Here is a 17,037-nt window from a genome sequence, read left to right on the forward strand (position 1 = left end):
GATTCAGTCGTCTAGACGACGTTCTTCAGTCGGCGCTGGAGCGGATCACTTCGATACGATCCCAGAGCACCGCCGCCGCGTCGGCGCCGCCGAACCGCTTGAGCTGCTGGGCGCCGGTGGGAGACGTGACGTTGATCTCGGTCAGGAATTCGCCGATCACGTCGATGCCGACAAAGAGCAGCCCGCGCCGCTTCAGTTCCGGCGCGATGATCGCGCAGAGCTCCAGGTCGCGCGGCGTCAGCCCCACCGCCTCGGCCCGGCCGCCCACGCGCAGGTTCGACCGCACCTGGCCCGCAGCCGGCACGCGATTGACCGCGCCCACCGGCTCGCCATCGACCAGCAGAATGCGCTTGTCGCCCTTGCTGACCGCCGGCACGAACTTCTGGGCGATGACCTGCTCGCGGCTGATCATGGCGTGCAGTTCCAGCAGGGCGTCGAGATTGGGATCGTCGGCCAGCAACCGCGCCACGCCCGAGCCGCCGCCGCCGTAGAGGGGCTTGAGCACGATGTCGCCATGCCGGGCGCGAAAGTCGTAGATCGCCTCGTGGTCCGACGTGATCAGGGTCGGCGGCTGGACGCCCGGAAAGTCGGTGACGAACAGCTTCTCGGGTGCGTTACGCACCTCGGCCGGGTTGTTGACCACCAGGGTGTGGGGGTGGACCTTTTCGAGGAAGTGCGTGGCGGTGATATAGGCCATGTCGAACGGCGGATCCTGGCGCATCAGCACCACGTCGACATCGTCCTTCATGTCGAGGATTTCGACATCACCGAGTTGGGCATGCGATCCCTGCGTCTTGGTCAACACCAGCGACTGAGCGCGGGCGAACACCCGGCCGTCTTCCATCGACAGCTTGTCGGGGGTGTAGACCCACAGCCCGTGGCCCCGCGCCTGAGCTTCCCACATCATCAGGAAGGTGGTGTCGTTCTCGATATTGATCCCCTGGACGGGATCCATCTGGACGGCGACTCTCAGCGACATGGGGGCTCCGGATCAGATGCGGACGCGACGGCGCAGGCCTCGCGTGACGAACGCCTTAGTTAGGATGACCAAGACGGTAATGCGAGGAATGTTCGCCTTGTCGCGATCAAACCGGCTCGACAGCGCGCTCCACGTCTGATGGATTAAAACAAGCTTTACCCGCGGAGATGGATCCGTGCGCAGCCTCGCCTTGTACGTCGGCCTCGCCGCCGCGTTCGTCCTCGGGAGCGAGGTGCGAGCCCAAGCCATCATCGACATGCATCTGCACGCCATTCCGGCCGACAGCCAGGGACCGCCGCCCATCCGGTCGTTTCGTCCAAGAACGATGCGGCTCTGCGGGACGAGACCCTGGCGGCCCTGCGGCGCTAGAGCATTTCTCGACCTGACCGCGCCAGGCCGTGAGCTCTAATCTTCTGTTTTGAAGCATTTTTCTTGACGCGAACCGGAACCACTTCGGTCGAACAATGCGTTAGTTCAGCCGCATCCGCATCCGCTCGCGCGCCGCCCGGGCGGCTATGGCCGCGCCGCCGTCCAGGACCTGGGCGCGCGACAAGGCCTGCAACGCTCCCGCCAGCGCCCCTTGCCCTTCGCGGGCGGCGGCGACGTCGAGCCAGGGATGGTGGTCGGTGGGGTCGAGCAGGGCCCGGCGCAGGGCCGAGCGCTCGGCCCGCGCCCAGTCGCGCGATTGCTGGGCGCGGGCAAAGATATTGTTCTGTAGGCGGATCAACACGGCGCGGTCGGAGATCGGGCTCATCAGCACGTCCAGCTTGGCGGCGACGTCGGGCATCAGGCCAGTTCGCAAGGCCCGGCGCGACAGTTCCGACGGCAGCACTACCCGGCCCTCGCTGAACGGGTCCAGGGCCAGCGGGCCCTCTTCGGTCTCGATGCGCAGCAGGAAGTGACCTGGGAAATCGACGCCGTGCAAATCGAGGCCGCACGACCGGCCCGCATGCAGGTAAAACACTCCCAACGCCACAGGCAGGCCCTTGCGCCGCTGCGCCACGGCGATGATGTCGGCGTTGTCGGAATGGTCGTAGGTGATCAGGTCGCCCGACAGCCGCAAATCCCCGGCCATGGTCTCGGCCAGGGCTTCCTCGGCGGATTCCAGCTTCAGACGCTCGGTCAGGCGATCGACCGAATGGCGGGCCAGGTCGAGCACCGGCGCCGGGTCGCGATCGGGATCATCATGCACGGCGCAGGCCAGGGCTGCCTCCAGCAGCGGAAAAGCCTTGTCCGGACGATTGCCGGCGTCGGTCAGCAGGGCCTCGGCTTCCTCGCGGGTCACGATGCGGGGTTCCAGCTGTTGGGCCAGGCGTCGGGTACGTGACGCGGCCGGCGGCCGGGGGCCAGGGCGATCAGATCGAGCCGCACCGTAGCGTCGCGCAAACCCGAGCGGCTGGCGGCGATGTGGGCGCCGGCCCGCCGCAGCCGCGCCTGCTGCTCATGGGTCACCGCTTCCAAGGCTGTCTCCAGGCTGGTTCTGCGCTTGACTTCAACAACGGCCAGGACGCTTCCCCGTTGCGCCAACAGGTCGATCTCGCCCAGGGGCGTGGCCAGGCGGAAGCCGAGGATGCGGTAGCCCTTGGCGAGCAACCATAGCGCCGCCACCACCTCGGCGCGGCGGCCCGACAGGCGAGCGGCGGCTCCCCTTGCCTTTCTTTCAGGGCGGAGGGGGCGGACAGCCGTCACGAGGCTTCGTCCTTCAGGGCCAGCGCCTGGCGGTAGAGGTCGCGGCGCGGCAGGCCCAGGGCCTTGGCCACCTCGGAAGCGGCCTCGCCCAGCGGCAGGCGGGCCATCGCCTCGCGCAGGGCCGCCTCGGCGTCGCCCTCGCGGACCGGCGCCTCTTGGCCAGGACCAACCAGAATGACGATCTCGCCCTTGGGGGCCGTAAAGCGGGGGTCGGCGGCCAGCACGTCGAGCGGGCCGCGGATGCAGGTCTCGTAGAGCTTGGTCAGTTCGCGGGCCACGGCGCCCTGGCGGGGTCCGAACACGGCGGCCATGTCGGCCAGGCTGTCGGCCACCCTCGAGGCGCCTTCGTAGAAGATCAAGGTGGCGCGGACATTGGCCAGCTCGGCGAAGAAGGTCTTGCGCGCCGCGCTCTTGGGCGGCGGAAAACCCGCGAACAGGAAGCGGTCGGTGGGTAGGCCAGCCAGGGTCAGGGCGGCGAGGGCCGCCGAGGCGCCGGGAATCGGAAACACCGCGTGGCCGGCCTCGATCGCCGCCTGGGCCAGGCGGTAGCCGGGATCAGAGACCATCGGGGTCCCGGCGTCTGACACTAGGGCCACGCGCTCGCCCGCCTCCAACCGCTCCAGGATCCTCGGCGTCTCGCGGTCAGCGACATGTTCGTCATAACGCTGCAGACGTTTGGAGATCGAATAGGCGGCCAGCAGCTTGCCTGAAACGCGGGTGTCCTCGGCCAGCAACACGTCGCAGGCGTTGAGCACGTCCAGCGCCCGCAGGGTGATGTCCCGCAGATTGCCAATCGGCGTGGCCACCAGATACAGGCCTGGGGCGAGCGGCGCGTCGGACAGGGCGGGCGGGGCAAGCTGGCGACGCAAGGGCAAACTTTCCGAGACGAAGGACGCCCACAACGCGGCGCGTTTCGCAGGGATATCAGGTCGCGAGCGTTCCTGTCAGCCGGTCCAGAACGAGACGTCCGGGCCGGGTGGCGCGTAGGCGAGTCGGATCGTCGGCCAACAGGCCGTCCTCGACCAGGGATTTCACCTTCGGCGTGTCTGGCGACAGGGCAAGCGCGGCGATCTCGGCGAAGGCCACGCCGTCGTCTATGCGCAGGCCCAGCACGAGGCGCTCCTCGGCGGCCTCGAGCGGGGTCAGGACTTCACGCTCGAAGCCGACTCCGGTTTGCGCCACGGCGCGGATGTAGTCGGCGACCTTGCGATGGGCCGTGGTGGCCAGCTTTCCGCCGTCCAGCGACAGCCGGCCGTGGGCGCCAGGGCCGGCGCCGACATAGTCGTGGCCCTGCCAATAGACCAGGTTGTGGCGTGAGCGGGCGGCCGGGCCCTGGGCGTGGTTTGAAACCTCGTAGGCGTCAAAGCCGGCGGCCTCGAGCACGATTTGCGTGGTCTCGAACAGCGACGCGGCCAAGTCCTGGTCGGGCACGACCATCCGGCCGCGGCCGATGGCCCGGTCGAAGGCGGTGCCCTGCTCGATTGTCAGTTGATAGGGCGAGACGTGCTCGGGGCCATGGGCCAGCAGTTCGCCCAGTTCCGCCGTCCAGGCCGCCACCGTCTGGCCGGGCCGGGCGTAGATCAGGTCGGCCGACAAGCGCGGAAAGGCCTTGGCCGCCACGGCGAGCGCCCGGCGGGCCGAGCCGGCGTCGTGGTTGCGGCCCAGCAGGGACAGGGCCGCGTCGTCCAGCGCCTGGACGCCCAGCGACAGCCGCGCCACGCCGGCCGCCGCCAACGCGTCGAAACGATCCGCTTCGGCGTCGGTGGGATTGGCCTCGAGGCTGATCTCTAGGTCCTCGGCCGGGCTCCAAAGCACCTTGGCCGTATCGATCACCCGGGCGACATGGGCGGGGTCCATCAGCGACGGCGTGCCGCCACCGAAGAAGATCGACAGCAGCTGACGAGGCCCGGTCAGGGCGCGCTGGGCGATCAGGTCGGCGACGATGGCGTCGACCAAGGCCGCTTGCTCGCCAGTCCGGCCCCGGTCGCGCACCACGTTGAAGTCGCAATAGGGGCAGATGCGGGCGCAATAGGGCCAGTGAACATAGACGCCGAGGGGAGGCGGTTGCGTCATCGCACAAGCCTTCCCCACACCGTCTCCCCGGCGAAGGCCGGGGCCCAGGTGAAACCCACGAGACGCTCAGGATGAATCTGGGTCCCGGCCTTCGCCGGAAAGCCAGATATGGGTTGGCGGTTTGGTGAAACCCTAGTCAAACAGCGCCGCCTTCAGCTTCGCGAACGCGATCGCCCGATGGCTCATGGCGTCCTTGGCGGCCGGCTCCATCTCGCCGAACGTCTGGTCGAGGCCCGTGGGAATGAAGATCGGATCGTAGCCGAAGCCGTTGTCGCCGCGCGGCGGGAAGGTCAGAACGCCGTGCACCTCGCCCTGCACCACCACCGCCGGGCCGCCGTTTGGCCAGGCGACGGCCAGGGCGCAGGTGAACCAGGCCGCGAGATCTTCGGAGCCCGCCTCCTCGATCCGCTCGGCCACCTTGCCTATCGCCAGGCCGAAATCCTTGGTCGGCCCGGCCCAACGCGCCGAATAGATGCCCGGCTGTCCGTCCAGGGCCGCGACCGACAGACCCGAATCGTCGGCCAGGGCGATCTGACCCGAATGGTCGGCGGCGTGACGGGCCTTGAGCAGGGCGTTGCCGACGAAGGTCGTCTCGGTCTCGTCCGGCTCGGGGATGCCCAGGGCGCCGGCGGTCAGCACCTCGAAGCGGCCCTCGAGCAGCGCGTGTAGTTCCTTGGCCTTGCCGGGGTTGTGCGTCGCCGCGACGAGCTTAAGTCCAGCGTCCAGCTTCAGCGTCATCACGCGTCTCCCTTCGGGCAAATCCTACCGCCAGTCTCTACGCCTTCCCGATACCGCTCCGCTATAAGGCAGACCATGGTGGCCACGGCGCCACACCTCGCATGATCTCGTTCGATGAGCGCGATCATTACAGAGGTTTAATATCGTTTATCGATAAGCGACATTGGCGGGTCGTAAAACGCCGCCTATGTATCGAGCCATGGAAGACCCGCCACCTCGGCGCGGCCCAGAACCCCGATTGAAGCCGCCATGTCCGCCGCCAGACTGATCCGCATCGCCGACGCCGTCGCCACCCGCTTGGCGACCCTGACGCTGATCGCGGGCCTGCCGCTGGCCGCCGTGACCTTCGCGATCAAGACGTTCTAGCCTGGTTTTGACCTGAGTTTCCGGCCCGACTTTGACCCGTCTCGATACACTGGCGCATGGTCGGCGCCTGTGAAGAGGTAAGGGAGAGAACGGATGCGCGCCTTGGGGCCAGGCTCGGTTTCGAGTTTCCTGAAGATCATTCTCGACGTGATCTATGTGGGCCTGTGGGTCTGGGTCAGCCTGCTGGCGGTGTTCACCGTGGCGGTGCTGCTGCTGAGCTTCAATCCCGAGCTGATCACCGAGAAGCTGCACGTGGGCGGCTCGGCCGACGAGCTGATCGCCAAGGGCCCGCTGTTCGCCGGCGGCCTGGCGGCCTGGGCCCTGATGTCCGGGGGCTGGATGGTGATCGTCGAGCGCCTGCGGCGCATTTTCGCCACCCTGACCGCCGGCGATCCCTTCCATCCCGACAATGTCCGCCGCTTGCGAGTGGTGGGCCTGGTTTTGGCTGGCCTGGAGATTGGCCACTACATCTTCGCAGCCTTGGCCGGCTGGTTGGCCCCGGAGGCCAAGATCGACAGCACCTTCAGCATCAGCGCCTGGTTCCCGGTCCTGGTGGTGTTCGTGCTGGCCGAAGTATTCCGCGAAGGCGCCCGCCTTCGCCGCGAAGCCGAATTGACCATCTGATGCCTATCGTGACGCGGAGATAAGAAAATCATGGCCATCCGCGTTCAACTGGACCGCATCCTGCTGGAACGGCGCATGTCGCTGACCGAGCTTTCCGACCGGGTGGGCGTGACCATCGCCAACCTGTCGATCCTGAAGACCGGCAAGGCCCGCGCCGTGCGCTTCTCGACGCTGGACGCCCTGTGCCGCGAACTGCAATGCCAGCCGGGAGACCTGATGGGCTTCGAGCCCGGCCCCGGCGACGGCGGGTTGGAGGATGTGGACTAAAATTCCCTTCTCCCCTTGCGGGAGAAGGTGTCAGCGAAGCTGACGGATGAGGGGTCCTCAGACGACAAAAGACGCGACCGGCCTTTCGGCTGTCGCGGCTTTTCTGTTCTTCGACCCCTCTCCCGCAAGCGGAGAGGGTAAAGAACGTTACCGAGGCTTCGCCGCCGCGACCGCATCGCGCTGGATGACGAACAGCTCGCCGATGCCCTTTTCCGCCAGGGCGAACAGGGTGTCGAATTCGCCGCGCGAGAAGCCGCGTTTCTCGCCGGTGGCCTGGACCTCGACGATGTCGCCCGAGCCGGTCAGCACGAAATTGCTGTCGGCCTCGGCCTGGCTGTCTTCCTCATAGTCGAGGTCAAGCACCGGGACATTATCGAACACGCCGCACGAGACGGCCGCTACCTGGCCGATGATCGGGTCGGTCTTCAGCACGCCTTCGGCCAGCAGATAATTGACCGCCAGGCGCAGGGCGACCCAGGCGCCGGTGATGGCGGCGGTGCGGGTGCCGCCGTCGGCCTGGATGACGTCGCAGTCCAGGCTGATCTGTCGTTCACCCAACGCCTTGAGATCGACCACCGCTCGCAGGGACCGCCCGATCAGGCGCTGGATTTCCTGGGTGCGGCCACTCTGCTTGCCCGCGGCGGCCTCGCGGCGACCCCGGGTGTGGGTGGCGCGGGGCAGCATGCCATACTCGGCCGTGACCCAGCCGGCGCCCTTGTTGCGCATCCAGCCGGGCACGCTTTCCTCGACCGTGGCGGTGACCAGCACCTTGGTATGGCCAAAGCTGATCAGGCACGATCCTTCGGCATAGCGGTTGACGCCGGTCTCCAGCGTGACGTCTCGCGTTTGGTCGGCGGCGCGTTCGGACGGACGCATGGGAAACTCCAGGGCTTTGCGTGATAGGATGCGGGGCTTATCCTAAGTTTGACGGGCGCGTCCAACCCCGTTGAACCCGCGATAGCCCGATCGGGCGCGTTCGAAGGCTTCATGACACAGCTTTTTTCCGGGTTTTCCGCTCAGACGCCCAGCCTCACCGACCTGGACAGCCGGGCCCGTGATATCTTCCGACGGGTGGTGGAATCCTATCTGGAGACCGGGGAGCCGGTCGGCTCGCGCACCCTGTCACGCGATGTGTCGCTGTCGCCGGCCTCGATCCGCAACACGATGCAGGATCTGGCGCAGTTGGGCCTGCTCGACGCGCCGCACAGCAGCGCCGGCCGCATTCCCACCCATGCTGGCCTGCGGATGTTCGTCGACGGCCTGCTTGAGGTGGGCGACATCGGCGAGGAGGAGCGGCGGACCATCGAGACGCGGCTGTTCGCCCACGGCCGCTCGTTCGAGGACGCCATGGGCGAGGCCAGCGCCATTCTCTCCGGCCTGGCCGGCGGAGCGGGCATCGTCGTGACGCCGGCCCGCGAGGGCGGGGTCAAGCATGTGGAGTTCGTGGCCCTGGGCGCCGACCAGGCCCTGGCGATCATGGTGTTTGACGACGGCACGGTGGAAAACCGGCTGATGAAGCGCTCGGCCGGGGTCACGCCGGCCTCGCTGCAGGAGGCCTCCAACTTCCTCAATGCCCGCCTGCGCGGCCGTACCCTCGGCGAGACCAAGGCCGAGATGGCCGCCGAGCTCGACAAGGCGCGGCTTGAACTGGACGCCACCGCCGCGCGTTTGGTCGAGGACGGACTGGCGGCCTGGAGCGGCGGCGACGACCCCGACCGCGCCCTGATCGTGCGCGGCCGGGCCAATCTGCTGGCCGACGCCAGCGCCCTTGAGGATCTGGAGCGCGTGCGCCGGCTGTTCGACGACCTAGAGCAGAAGGGCCAACTGATCGGACTGCTCGACGACGTGCGAACCGCAGAGGGCGTGCGCATTTTCATCGGGGCCGAAACACGACTCTTTTCGCTTTCGGGCTCCTCCCTGATCGCGGCGCCCTATATGACGGGCCGGCAGAAGGTGTTGGGCGCGATCGGCGTGATCGGGCCCACCCGCTTAAACTATGCCCGGGTGATCCCGCTGGTGGACTATACCGCCCGCGTGCTCGGCCGGATGATGGACGGATAGGGACTGTACGACATGACCGACGACGAAACGCCGGCCGAAGACGTGGCCTTCGAGACCGACGACGCAGCCCAGGAAATCGAGACCCTGAAGCTGGAGGTGGCGGCCCTGAGGGATCAGGCGCTGCGCTACCTGGCCGACGCCGAGAACACCAAGCGCCGAGCCGAGCGCGAGAGCAACGACGCCCGCGCCTTCGCGATCCAGAAGTTCGCCCGCGACCTGCTGGGCGCGGCCGACAACCTGTCGCGCGCCACGGCCATGAGCCCGCGCGAGTCGCAGGATCCGGCGGTCACCAACTATATCATCGGCGTCGAGATGACCGAGAAGGCGCTACAGGACGCCTTCGAACGCAATGGCCTGAAGAAACTCGAGCCCGGCAAGGGCGAGAAGTTCGATCCCCACCTGCACCAGGCGGTGATGGAACAGCCCTCGGACGAGGTCGCGGCCGGCGGCGTTCTGCAGGTGCTGCAGGCGGGCTATGAGCTGATGGGCCGACTGGTCCGCCCGGCCATGGTCGCCGTGGCCGCCAAGGGCTCCAAGGGTCCCGAAGCGCCGGCCGAACCGGCCGCCGCAGCCAATCCCTATGCCAGCAACGGCGCCGACACCGGCGGGGCTTTCGACACCAAGGCTTGATCGTTCCGGACTCCGGGGCGGGTCGCCGCCTCGGAGCCGCGACATCGCGCCGCTTGAGACGGGGGTCTCGCGGGCCTAGTTCTGAAGCGTCCGCCGCTGGAGACCGCCATGCCTCGCGCCACCCTTCTCGTTCCGATCGCCCTGGGCGCGGCCTTGATCGCCAGCGCGAGCCAGGCACAGACCGTTCAGTCCTTCGCGGTCCAGACCCCGGCCATCACCCAGCGGTCGCTTGACCTGGCCTCGCCGCGCGCCGCCTTGCCGCTGCGCTATAGCCGCGCCCCGACCCCGCTGCCGCCGGGCGTCGCCCGCACCTCGGTGGAAGCCGGGACGGACAGCGTCACCGGCTCGGCCGGCCTGCTCTGCGGCCTGCAGCCCAGCGCCGACACCAGCGGCGCGGCCATGGCCCGCGGCTACGATCCGGACGGCAAGTTCGTCGGGGCCAAGCTGGCGCTGCGGTTCTGATTTAGAGGTTGGCCTCGATCCGTTCGACCAACCCCTTCGCCCCTGCCACGGCGTCGCTCCAGGTCACATTAAACCCAGCGTCATCGCCGTAGTAGGGATCGGCCACCGACTTGCCTCGGCGCCCCTCGACCGTATCCAGCAGCAACATCAGCTCCGCCGTCGCATCGCTTGGCCGCAGGGCCGTGAGGTCGGCGAGGTTGTCGCGATCCAAGGCGACGATGTGGGTGAAGCGGCAGAAATCCTCCAGCTTCACCTGGCGCGCCTTGTAACGGCCGATCTCGACGCCGTGGCGCCGGGCCACCGCTTGGGCGCGGCGGTCGGGCGAGTCGCCGGCGTGCCAGCCGCCGGTGCCAGCCGAATCGACCTCGATCTCGAGGCCCCGGCGCTGCGCCTCCTGGCGAAACGCCGCCTCGGCCAGGGGCGAGCGACAGATGTTGCCCATGCAGACGAACAGAACCGACGGTCGCGTCACGGGCAGCCTTTCAAGACGGGTGGGGTTCAAGCTTGCGTGGAACGCCGATAGACCCAACATGTGGCCTCGAGCGACGAATGCAAAGGAGCCTGCCCCATGACCGCCACCACCGAAACCGCGATCCTGGCCGGCGGCTGTTTCTGGGGCGTGCAGGACCTGCTGCGCCGCTATCCCGGCGTGCTGGAAACCCGCGTGGGCTACTCCGGCGGCGATGTGCCCAACGCCACCTATCGCAATCACGGCACTCACGCCGAAGCGATCGAGATCGTCTTCGACCCGACGATCATCAGCTATCGCCGCATCCTGGAATTCTTCTTTCAGATCCACGATCCGACCACCAAGAACCGCCAGGGCAACGACCTGGGCCTGAGCTACCGCTCGGCCATCTACTATTCCAGCGACGCCCAGAAGCAGACCGCGCTGGAGACCATCGCCGATGTCGACGCTTCCGGCCTCTGGCCCGGCAAGGTGGTCACCGAGGTCCAGCCCGCCGGCCCGTTCTGGGAGGCCGAGCCCGAGCACCAGGACTATCTGGAGCGGATCCCCAACGGCTATACCTGCCACTTCATCCGCCCGGACTGGAAGCTGCCGACCCGGGCCGAACGGGCCGCCGCCGAGTAACGATCGGGCGTGTCGGTGCGGGTCGTATGCCCGATCCGCACATTTCGGCGCATCCCGCCGCTCGCCCCCTCTTCCCCCACCGCGTGATTTCGCTAATGTCGCAAGTCCATTCATGACGGGGCCGCGAAGGATTCTTTCGTCGGCGGCGGGACCTGGACCGAGATATGAAGCTTACCATCGAGCGGGCGGCGCTTTTGAAGGCGCTGGGTCACGTGCAGAGCGTCGTCGAGCGCCGCAACACCATCCCGATCCTATCGAATATCCTGCTGTCGGCCGATCGCGACACCCTGTCGTTCTCGGCCACCGACCTGGACATGGAGATCATCGACGAGGGCCTGGCCCAGATCGACGTGCCCGGCCAGATCACCGCGCCCGCCCAGACCCTCTATGAAATCGTCCGCAAGCTGCCCGACGGCTCGGACGTGTCGCTGAGCTTCAGCGGCGACGATCCGCGCCTGGTGATCCAAGCCGGTCGCTCGCGCTTCAACCTGCCGGTGCTGCCGGCCGGCGACTTCCCGGTGATGAGCAGCGACGGCCTGTCGGGCCGCATCTCGGTCGACACCAACGATCTGATGCGGCTGATCGACAAGACCCGCTTTGCGATCTCGACCGAAGAGACCCGCTACTACTTGAATGGCCTCTATCTCCACACCGTCAATGACGGCGGCGAGGTCAAGCTGCGGGCTGTGGCCACCGACGGCCACCGCCTGGCCCTGGCCGAGATGGCCGCCCCCGAGGGCGCCGCCGGCCTGCCGGGCATCATCGTGCCGCGCAAAACCATCCAGGAGGCCCGCCGCCTGATGGAATCGGCCGGCGAGCAGGTCGAGTTGCAGATCTCGGCCCAGAAGGTGCGCTTCGAGTTCGGTCGTGCCGCCCTGACCTCCAAGGTCATCGACGGCGCCTTCCCCGACTATCTGCGGGTCATCCCGCGCGACAACGCCAAGATCCTGACCCTCGACAACGACCTGTTCGCCAAGGCCGTCGACCGGGTGGCCACCATTTCGGCCGAGAAGAGCCGCTCGGTGAAGCTGGCCATCGAGCCGGGCCGCATCACCCTGACCGTCCGCAACATGGAAGCCGGCCAGGCCGTGGAAGAGGTCGAGGTCGATTATGACGGCGAGCCCTTCGAGATCGGCTTCAACGCCCGCTACCTGCTCGACGTCTGCGGCCAGATCGGCGGCCCGATCGCCGAGTTCCGCTTCGCCGACCCGGCCTCGCCGACCCTGGTGGTCGATCCGACCGATCCGGGCGTGAAATACGTGCTGATGCCGCTGCGGGTGTAGCGCGCAGAGGCGATACCTCGCCCATCCCGATCCCCAGACTCTCTGTCCCTGCCCTATACGGGGAAGGTGGTCCCGGAGGGGTCGGGTGGGGCGACGCGGCCTGACTCATCAAACCCCACCCGACCCGCTTTGCGCGCCACCCTCCTCGAAATGGGGAGGGAAGCAACGCTGGATGGGCGCCCAGCCCCTTCCCAATCCGCCCGTAACGGCGAGGCCGCGCCTTGAAATCTTGATGGCGAGCTTCCGCCAAGCGGGCTGTTCGGGAGTCAGAGCGCGTAACCCTCTTTCTTCGAGAGACGGGATTCTTCGTCCGCAATGTCGAAACCGGCCAGAATGCCCAGCCTCAACCACCCCTCGGCCTCACCCCACCCCAAGCACTCTCACCACCAGACACAGCACGCCGCAGACCACGGCGAAACCGGTCGCGAGACCGAGTTCAGGATTGTTCTGCCACCATTGGCGCGGTGCGCCCGAAAACTTGTGTCGCATGAGTCCCCTCCCCAGGGCTTTGTTAGCGCTATTCGTGGCCGACAAGCTCCGTCGCGCAAGCAACCTGTGGTGTCGCAACAAGGTTGCTGCGATTTGACGCGCCTCGACTTGCCCCAGTTTCCACCCGTGCTAGCCTTGGTTGCATAAGAAAACGGGAGGACTGCGCATGGCACGGGTCAGCTACATGACGGTGGGGTCGAACAAACTCGATGAGGCCAAGGCCTTTTACGACGCCCTGCTGGGATCTATCGGCATGGCGGGCATTCACGAGCACGCTTCGGGCGGGCGGCTCTATCGCGGCAAGGGGACGGGGCTGTTCGGGGTGCTCGGACCCTATGACGGCGCGGAGGCCTGCGTCGGCAACGGCATGATGGGCGGCTTCGACTTCGAGAGCCGCGAGGAGGTCGACGCCTTCCACGCCAAGGCTCTGGAACTGGGCGGAACCGACGAAGGCGCGCCTGGCGAGCGGATGCCCGGGGTCTATTTCGCCTATTTCCGCGACCTGGATGGCAACAAGCTGTGCGGCTACAAGTTCGGCTGAACGGGGTTAGGGTGGCGCGCCTAATAGGCTAGAACCCCCCGGTGAGCCGCGCCGCCCTGCTGTCCCTGACCCTGACCGACTTCCGCTCTTACGAGCGCGCGCGCCTGCGACCCGAGGGCCGCAGCGTCTATCTGTTCGGGGCCAACGGCGCGGGCAAGACCAACCTGTTGGAGGCCATCTCGCTGCTCTCGCCGGGCAAGGGGCTGCGGAGCGCGAGCCTGGTCGAGGTGGGTCGGCGGATGCCGGGCGAGGCCACGGGCCGGGCCTGGGCCGTGGCCGCCGAGGTCCAGTCCCCGCAGACGGGTCTGGGCGATGACGAGCCGGTGCGGCTGGGCGCCGGGGTCGAGATGGCCGGCGCCAGCCGTCGCATCGTCCGCATCGACGGCGAGACCCTGCCACCGGGCCGGCTGACCGACCACATCCGGCCGATCTGGCTGACCCCGGCCCAAGACCGCTTGTTCCTGGAAGCGGCCGGCGAACGCCGCAAGTTCTTCGACCGCCTGGTGTTCGCCGGCGAGCCGTCTCACGCCGCCCACGCCAACGCCTATGACAAGGCGCAACGCGAGCGGATGCGCCTGCTGAACGACGCCGCTGAAGGTGGCGCGCCGGCTGACACCGTCTGGCTCGCCGCGCTTGAGGCCCGTCTCGGCCAGGCCGGCGCCCTGATGGCCGCCGCCCGCGCCCGCACACTCGTGGCCCTGCAGGCCGAGATCGACGGCCGGGGCAATCGTCCCTTCCCCCGCGCGCGCCTGTCGCTGAGCGGCGCCTGGGAGCAGATGGCGTTGGACGGGGTCGAAAGTGCCGAGATCGAGGTCCGCCTGGCCACCGCCCTGGCTGCGGCCCGGCCCCGCGACGGGGCCGCCGGACGGGCCTTGACCGGACCGCATCGCGGCGATCTGGCGATCATTCACGCCGACAAGGACCGTCCTGCTGCGGAATGTTCGACCGGAGAGCAGAAAGCGCTGATTTTGAACCTGGTTTTGGCCCAGGCGGCGCGACTTTCGCGTGCGAAAGACGCGCCGAATCCTATATTGTTGCTGGACGAAGTCGCCGCGCATCTCGACCTGGAAAGGCGGGCCGCCCTGGCTGACGAACTCACGGCGCTCGGGCTCCAGGCCTTTCTCACTGGCACGGACGAGTCGCTGTTCGACCACCTGAAGGGTCGGGCTCTCGGCGTTCGCGTCAGCGAACTCGGCCTGACCGCATTGGAAGACGTATGACCGAAGAGACCAAAGGCCCCCAAGACGCTTCTGCGGCCGACAACACCGGCGATCGCCTGACCAGCGCGGACGGTTCGCAGATGGCGGCCCCCGAAGTGATGACCGGCGATTACGACGCCGACTCGATCAAGGTGCTCAAGGGCCTGGACGCGGTGCGCAAGCGCCCCGGCATGTATATCGGCGACACCGATGACGGCTCGGGCCTGCACCACATGGTGTACGAAGTGGTCGACAACGCCATCGACGAAGCCCTGGCCGGCCACGCCACCAAGGTGGAGGTGATCCTCAACGCCGACGGCTCGGTGACGGTCACCGACGACGGTCGTGGCATCCCGGTCGACATCCACGAGGGCGAGGGCGTCTCGGCGGCCGAGGTCATCATGACCCAGCTGCACGCCGGCGGAAAGTTTGACCAGAACAGCTACAAGGTCTCCGGCGGCCTCCACGGCGTGGGCGTCTCGGTGGTCAATGCGCTGAGCGACTGGCTGGAACTGAAGATCCACCGCAACGGCCACAGCTATCAGATGCGCTTCGAGCGCGGCGACGCGGTGACCTCGCTGGCCCAGACCGGCGACTCGCCGGTGCGGTCGGAAGGCGCCAAGGCCGGTCAGACCCTGACCGGCACCGAGGTGACCTTCTTCCCGAGCTTGCAAACCTTCGCCTTCATCGAGTTCGATCGCAAGACCCTGGAGCACCGGCTGCGCGAGCTGGCCTTCCTGAACTCGGGCGTGACGATCTATTTCCGCGACCTGCGCGACGCCGAGCCGTGGGAAGAAAAGCTGCACTACGAGGGCGGCATCGAGGCCTTCGTGCGCCACCTCGACAAGGCCAAGACCCCGCTGCTGAAGACGCCGATCGTCATTCGCGGCCGCAAGGACAAGGTCGAGATCGACCTGGCCCTGTGGTGGAACGACAGCTATCACGAGCACATGCTGTGCTTCACCAACAACATCCCCCAGCGGGATGGCGGCACCCACCTGTCGGCCTTCCGCGGCGCCCTGACCCGGATCATCACCAACTACGCCGAGAGCTCGGGCATCACCAAGCGCGAGAAGGTCAATGTGGGCGGCGAGGACGCCCGCGAGGGCCTGACCTGCGTGCTGTCGGTCAAGGTGCCCGACCCCAAGTTCAGCTCGCAGACCAAGGACAAACTAGTGTCGTCCGAAGTCCGCCCGGCGGTGGAAAACCTGGTCCAGGAAGGCCTGGCCTCGTGGTTCGAGGAGCATCCGACCGAAGCCAAGGCCATCGTCAGCAAGATCGCCGAGGCCGCCGCCGCGCGGGAAGCCGCCCGCAAGGCGCGCGAGCTAACCCGCCGCAAGAGTGCGCTCGACATCACGTCCTTGCCCGGCAAGCTGGCCGATTGCTCCGAGCGCGATCCGGCCAAGTCCGAGATCTTCATCGTCGAGGGCGACTCGGCCGGCGGCAGCGCCAAGCAGGCCCGCAACCGCGAAAATCAGGCCGTCCTGCCCCTGCGTGGCAAGATCCTCAATGTCGAGCGGGCGCGCTTTGACAAGATGCTGTCGTCCGACCAGATCGGTACGCTGATCACCGCCCTGGGGGCCGGTATCGGCCGCGACGACTTCAACGCCGACAAGGTGCGCTACCACAAGATCGTGCTGATGACCGACGCCGACGTCGATGGCGCCCACATCCGCACCCTGCTCCTGACCTTCTTCTATCGTCAGATGCCGGAGCTGATCGAGCGCGGCTACATCTACATCGCCCAGCCGCCGCTCTACAAAGCCGCCAAGGGCAAGTCGTCGCGGTATCTGAAGGACGACTTCGAGATGGACGCCTTCCTTGTGGACGAGGGTGTCGAGGGCGCCGAGCTGGACCTGCCGTCGGGCGAGCGTCGCACGGGCAAGGACCTGTTGGCCCTGGTCCAGCTCTGCCGGTCGGCCAAGGGCAATATTGATCGCCTGGCCGCCCGCGCGCCGGCCTTCGCGATCGAGCAGGCGGCCCTGGCCGGCCTGTTCAGCGACACGCCCGACATCGCCGCCGCCGCCAAGCGGCTTGATCTGTATGCGGAAGAAGGCGACGGCCCGTGGTCGGGCGAGCGCGGCGACACCGCCTATGTGTTCAAGCGCGTGCGTCGCGGGGTCACCGAGAGCGTGGTGCTGGACGATGGCTTGCTGCACGCCGCCGACGCTCGCCGCTGGGCCGAACGCGCCACGGCCCTGGCCGAGGTGTTCTCCGGCGCGGCGATCTTCCGTCGCAAGGACAAGTCGACCACGGTTCGAGGTCCGCTTGACCTGTTGGGCGCGGTGATCGACGCCGGCCGAAAGGGCCTGTCGATCCAACGCTACAAGGGCCTGGGCGAGATGAACCCCGACCAGCTGTGGGAGACCACCCTCGACGTCGAGGCCCGCACCCTGCTGCAGGTGCGCGTCAACCATGCCGACGACGCCGACGACATGTTCAGCCGCCTGATGGGCGACCTGGTCGAACCCCGCCGCGAGTTCATCCAGGCCAACGCGCTCGACGCCGAGGTGGACGTCTAACCGCTAGAGCACTTCCCGACC

Annotated in this window: 19 protein-coding genes and 1 pseudogene; 11 read left to right on the top strand and 9 right to left on the bottom strand. The window is 67.5% G+C overall.

Annotated elements, in window-relative coordinates; all coding sequences use genetic code 11:
* Positions 1 to 25: 25 nt before the first annotated feature.
* From gshB to rdgB, 6 genes are all read right to left on the bottom strand, one after another.
* Positions 26 to 979 carry a glutathione synthase gene (gene gshB / locus ACP694_RS01635; protein WP_426009912.1) on the bottom strand — a complete coding sequence of 318 codons (954 nt, stop codon included), beginning with the start codon at positions 977 to 979 and terminating at the stop codon, positions 26 to 28.
* 469 nt (positions 980 to 1,448) lie between these two features.
* On the bottom strand, positions 1,449 to 2,264 hold the full coding sequence (locus ACP694_RS01640) for a SirB1 family protein (RefSeq protein ID WP_426009914.1): 816 nt from the start codon (positions 2,262 to 2,264) through the stop codon (positions 1,449 to 1,451).
* Complete coding sequence (locus ACP694_RS01645; RefSeq protein WP_426009916.1) at positions 2,261 to 2,668, bottom strand: YraN family protein; 408 nt, start codon at positions 2,666 to 2,668, stop codon at positions 2,261 to 2,263. Before ACP694_RS01645 ends, ACP694_RS01640 begins: the two co-directional genes overlap by 4 nt.
* On the bottom strand, positions 2,665 to 3,537 hold the full coding sequence (rsmI, locus tag ACP694_RS01650; protein WP_426009918.1) for a 16S rRNA (cytidine(1402)-2'-O)-methyltransferase: 873 nt from the start codon (positions 3,535 to 3,537) through the stop codon (positions 2,665 to 2,667). The genes ACP694_RS01645 and rsmI overlap by 4 nt, the downstream gene beginning before the upstream one ends.
* A gap of 55 nt (positions 3,538 to 3,592) precedes the next feature.
* On the bottom strand, positions 3,593 to 4,741 hold the full coding sequence (hemW, locus tag ACP694_RS01655; RefSeq protein WP_426009919.1) for a radical SAM family heme chaperone HemW: 1,149 nt from the start codon (positions 4,739 to 4,741) through the stop codon (positions 3,593 to 3,595).
* 132 nt (positions 4,742 to 4,873) lie between these two features.
* On the bottom strand, positions 4,874 to 5,479 hold the full coding sequence (rdgB, locus tag ACP694_RS01660; protein ID WP_426009920.1) for an RdgB/HAM1 family non-canonical purine NTP pyrophosphatase: 606 nt from the start codon (positions 5,477 to 5,479) through the stop codon (positions 4,874 to 4,876).
* A 459-nt stretch (positions 5,480 to 5,938) separates the two neighbouring features.
* On the opposite strand from rdgB, the gene ACP694_RS01665 reads away from it, so the two are divergent.
* The 3 genes and pseudogenes from ACP694_RS01665 to ACP694_RS01675 form a co-directional block, all read left to right on the top strand.
* On the top strand, positions 5,939 to 6,469 hold the full coding sequence (locus ACP694_RS01665) for a DUF2975 domain-containing protein (RefSeq protein ID WP_426009921.1): 531 nt from the start codon (positions 5,939 to 5,941) through the stop codon (positions 6,467 to 6,469).
* A gap of 30 nt (positions 6,470 to 6,499) precedes the next feature.
* The gene (locus ACP694_RS01670) at positions 6,500 to 6,736 is read left to right on the top strand and encodes a helix-turn-helix domain-containing protein (protein ID WP_426009923.1); all 237 of its coding nucleotides are present in this window, start codon (positions 6,500 to 6,502) and stop codon (positions 6,734 to 6,736) included.
* 15 nt (positions 6,737 to 6,751) lie between these two features.
* Positions 6,752 to 6,875 (top strand): annotated as a pseudogene (locus ACP694_RS01675) (hypothetical protein); the annotation flags it as partial.
* An 8-nt stretch (positions 6,876 to 6,883) separates the two neighbouring features.
* Here ACP694_RS01675 and rph read toward each other — a convergent pair.
* Positions 6,884 to 7,612 carry a ribonuclease PH gene (rph, locus tag ACP694_RS01680; protein ID WP_426009925.1) on the bottom strand — a complete coding sequence of 243 codons (729 nt, stop codon included), beginning with the start codon at positions 7,610 to 7,612 and terminating at the stop codon, positions 6,884 to 6,886.
* A 111-nt stretch (positions 7,613 to 7,723) separates the two neighbouring features.
* Between rph and hrcA the strand changes: the two genes are divergently transcribed.
* The 3 genes from hrcA (at position 7,724) to ACP694_RS01695 (ending at position 9,889) form a co-directional block, all read left to right on the top strand.
* Positions 7,724 to 8,797 (top strand): heat-inducible transcriptional repressor HrcA, encoded by a 1,074-nt coding sequence (hrcA, locus tag ACP694_RS01685; RefSeq protein ID WP_426009927.1) that lies wholly within the window; start codon positions 7,724 to 7,726, stop codon positions 8,795 to 8,797.
* Positions 8,798 to 8,809: 12 nt separating this feature from the next.
* Positions 8,810 to 9,427, top strand: a complete 618-nt coding sequence (gene grpE / locus ACP694_RS01690) for a nucleotide exchange factor GrpE (protein ID WP_426009929.1) — start codon at positions 8,810 to 8,812, stop codon at positions 9,425 to 9,427.
* Between the two features lie 108 nt (positions 9,428 to 9,535).
* The gene (locus tag ACP694_RS01695) at positions 9,536 to 9,889 is read left to right on the top strand and encodes a hypothetical protein (RefSeq protein WP_426009931.1); all 354 of its coding nucleotides are present in this window, start codon (positions 9,536 to 9,538) and stop codon (positions 9,887 to 9,889) included.
* Position 9,890: 1 nt separating this feature from the next.
* Here the strand turns inward: ACP694_RS01695 and ACP694_RS01700 are convergent, their stop codons facing one another.
* Complete coding sequence (locus ACP694_RS01700; RefSeq protein WP_426009932.1) at positions 9,891 to 10,361, bottom strand: low molecular weight protein-tyrosine-phosphatase; 471 nt, start codon at positions 10,359 to 10,361, stop codon at positions 9,891 to 9,893.
* A gap of 96 nt (positions 10,362 to 10,457) precedes the next feature.
* On the opposite strand from ACP694_RS01700, the gene msrA reads away from it, so the two are divergent.
* Both msrA and dnaN read left to right on the top strand, forming a co-directional pair.
* Positions 10,458 to 10,982, top strand: coding sequence for a peptide-methionine (S)-S-oxide reductase MsrA (msrA, locus tag ACP694_RS01705; RefSeq protein WP_426009934.1), 525 nt, complete (start codon positions 10,458 to 10,460; stop codon positions 10,980 to 10,982).
* A 164-nt stretch (positions 10,983 to 11,146) separates the two neighbouring features.
* Positions 11,147 to 12,265: a DNA polymerase III subunit beta gene (gene dnaN / locus ACP694_RS01710; protein ID WP_426009935.1), complete on the top strand. Its 1,119-nt coding sequence runs from the start codon at positions 11,147 to 11,149 to the stop codon at positions 12,263 to 12,265.
* A gap of 360 nt (positions 12,266 to 12,625) precedes the next feature.
* On the opposite strand, the gene ACP694_RS01715 is transcribed toward dnaN, so the two are convergent.
* A complete protein-coding gene (locus ACP694_RS01715; RefSeq protein ID WP_426009937.1) occupies positions 12,626 to 12,754 on the bottom strand; it encodes a hypothetical protein in 129 nt (42 codons plus the stop codon).
* A gap of 166 nt (positions 12,755 to 12,920) precedes the next feature.
* On the opposite strand from ACP694_RS01715, the gene ACP694_RS01720 reads away from it, so the two are divergent.
* From ACP694_RS01720 to gyrB, 3 genes are all read left to right on the top strand, one after another.
* Positions 12,921 to 13,295, top strand: a complete 375-nt coding sequence (locus ACP694_RS01720; RefSeq protein ID WP_426009938.1) for a VOC family protein — start codon at positions 12,921 to 12,923, stop codon at positions 13,293 to 13,295.
* A gap of 41 nt (positions 13,296 to 13,336) precedes the next feature.
* Positions 13,337 to 14,515 carry a DNA replication/repair protein RecF gene (gene recF, locus ACP694_RS01725; protein ID WP_426009939.1) on the top strand — a complete coding sequence of 393 codons (1,179 nt, stop codon included), beginning with the start codon at positions 13,337 to 13,339 and terminating at the stop codon, positions 14,513 to 14,515.
* Positions 14,516 to 14,595: 80 nt separating this feature from the next.
* A complete protein-coding gene (gene gyrB / locus ACP694_RS01730; RefSeq protein WP_426011266.1) occupies positions 14,596 to 17,016 on the top strand; it encodes a DNA topoisomerase (ATP-hydrolyzing) subunit B in 2,421 nt (806 codons plus the stop codon).
* The last annotated feature ends 21 nt before the right edge of the window (positions 17,017 to 17,037 follow it).

It is taken from the genome of Caulobacter sp. DWR2-3-1b2, from assembly GCF_049896345.1.
Classification (GTDB): Bacteria; Pseudomonadota; Alphaproteobacteria; order Caulobacterales; family Caulobacteraceae; genus Caulobacter.